Raw genomic sequence first — 2,500 nt, 5'->3', positions numbered from 1 at the left:
CAAACTCGGAAATAGCTGGTTCTCCGCGAAATCTATTTAGGTAGAGCGTCGACCGAATACCCCAGGGGGTAGAGCACTGGATGGGCTAGGGGTCCTCACCGGATTACCAAACCTAACCAAACTCCGAATACCTGGGAGTACTAGTCGGCAGACACACGGCGGGTGCTAACGTCCGTCGTGAAAAGGGAAACAACCCTGACCTACAGCTAAGGTCCCCAAGTTATGGCTAAGTGGGAAAGGATGTGAGGATCCCAAAACAACCAGGATGTTGGCTTAGAAGCAGCCATCATTTAAAGAAAGCGTAACAGCTCACTGGTCTAAATAAGGGTCTTTGCGCCGAAAATGTAACGGGGCTAAAGCCATACACCGAAGCTTAGGGTTCGTGAGCAATCACGAGCGGTAGCGGAGCGTTCTGTAAGCTGATGAAGCCGTACCCGTGAGGGGCGGTGGAGGTATCAGAAGTGCGAATGCTGACATGAGTAACGTAAGGGGAGTGAGAGACTCCCCCGCCGAAAGACCAAGGGTTCCTGCTTAAAGTTAATCTGAGCAGGGTTAGCCGGCCCCTAAGACGAGGCGGAAACGCGTAGTCGATGGGAACCACGTTAATATTCGTGGGCCTGGAGGTAGTGACGGATCGCACAAGTTGTCCAATCTTATCGGATTGAACGGGCAGCGGAGCGGTTCCAGGAAATAGCTCCTCCTTATAGACCGTACCCGAAACCGACACTGGTGGTCAGGTAGAGTATACCAAGGCGCTTGAGAGAACTATGCTGAAGGAACTCGGCAAATTGCACGCGTAACTTCGGAAGAAGCGTGACCCTTTTCTGCGCAAGCAGAGGAGGGTGGCACAGACCAGGGGGTAGCGACTGTTTATCAAAAACACAGGGCTCTGCGAAGCCGCAAGGCGACGTATAGGGTCTGACGCCTGCCCGGTGCTGGAAGGTTAAGAGGAGGGGTGCAAGCTCTGAATCGAAGCCCCAGTAAACGGCGGCCGTAACTATAACGGTCCTAAGGTAGCGAAATTCCTTGTCGGGTAAGTTCCGACCTGCACGAATGGCGTAACGACTTCCCCGCTGTCTCCAGCATAGACTCAGTGAAATTGAATTCCCCGTGAAGATGCGGGGTTCCTGCGGTTAGACGGAAAGACCCCGTGCACCTTTACTATAGCTTTACATTGGCATTCGTAGTGGCATGTGTAGGATAGGTGGTAGGCTTTGAAACCTGGGCGCCAGCTCAGGTGGAGCCACCCTTGAAATACCACCCTTATTACTATGGATGTCTAACCGCGGCCCGTTATCCGGGTCCGGGACAATGTATGGTGGGTAGTTTGACTGGGGCGGTCGCCTCCTAAAGAGTAACGGAGGCGCGCGATGGTGGGCTCAGAACGGTCGGAAATCGTTCGCTGAGTGCAATGGCATAAGCCTGCCTGACTGCGAGACTGACAAGTCGAGCAGAGACGAAAGTCGGTCATAGTGATCCGGTGGTCCCGCGTGGAAGGGCCATCGCTCAACGGATAAAAGGTACGCCGGGGATAACAGGCTGATGACCCCCAAGAGTCCATATCGACGGGGTTGTTTGGCACCTCGATGTCGACTCATCGCATCCTGGGGCTGGAGCAGGTCCCAAGGGTATGGCTGTTCGCCATTTAAAGCGGTACGTGAGTTGGGTTCAGAACGTCGTGAGACAGTTCGGTCCCTATCTGCCGTGGGTGTAGGAATATTGAAAGGATCTGTCCCTAGTACGAGAGGACCGGGATGGACGGATCTCTGGTGGACCTGTTGTGGCGCCAGCCGCATTGCAGGGTAGCTATATCCGGACGGGATAACCGCTGAAGGCATCTAAGCGGGAAACCCACCTTGAAACGAGTATTCCCTGAGAACCGTGGAAGACGACCACGTTGATAGGCCGGGTGTGGAAGAGCGGCAACGCTTGAAGCTTACCGGTACTAATAGTTCGATAGGCTTGATCGTTCTCATTACTTATATCCATCAAGGCGCAATCCGAAGGATTGTCGCCGGCACAGAAAACAGCTTCTCGATTTGAACGTGCGTTTTGCCGACCTGGTGGTTATGGCGGAGCGGCTGCACCCGATCCCATTCCGAACTCGGCCGTGAAACGCTCCAGCGCTGATGGTACTTCGTCTCAAGACGCGGGAGAGTAGGTCGCTGCCAGGTCTGCCAAGCGCACGTTCAGCTCACATCCGGGCCAAACAGAGCCAAACAGATCCGGATCGAGACAAATCTTCTCCTTACGATATTTAGGCCCGCCAAACGGGATCATGGGCCGCGCAAGCGGCCCTTTCATTTGGTGGTCTCTTGATTCCGGTAAGTTAAACCTTACCTCAAGGACGCAAGCAAACGCTTGCTCGTAGTTGACGCGGGGTGGAGCAGCCCGGTAGCTCGTCAGGCTCATAACCTGAAGGTCACAGGTTCAAATCCTGTCCCCGCAACCAATTTTATCATAAATCAATAACCGTCCCGGTCTAACCGGGGCGGTTTTT

The 2,500-nt window shown here is 54.2% G+C and carries 1 tRNA gene and 2 rRNA genes (1 of these 3 cut by a window edge); all 3 read left to right on the top strand.

The features are described from left to right. Positions 1–1,970, top strand: a 23S ribosomal RNA gene (locus tag FJ424_RS33190) (it extends 830 nt beyond the left edge of the window). 89 nt (positions 1,971–2,059) lie between these two features. Then, positions 2,060–2,174: ribosomal RNA gene (gene rrf / locus FJ424_RS33185) — 5S ribosomal RNA — on the top strand. Positions 2,175–2,375: 201 nt separating this feature from the next. After that, positions 2,376–2,452 (top strand) — tRNA-Met (locus FJ424_RS33180). The last annotated feature ends 48 nt before the right edge of the window (positions 2,453–2,500 follow it).

Origin of the sequence: Mesorhizobium sp. B3-1-8 (assembly GCF_006439495.1) — a bacterium.
In the GTDB taxonomy this organism is placed as follows: domain Bacteria; phylum Pseudomonadota; class Alphaproteobacteria; order Rhizobiales; family Rhizobiaceae; genus Mesorhizobium.
Note: the sequence above shows the minus strand (reverse complement) of the source record. Positions and strands in the feature narration are given on the sequence as shown.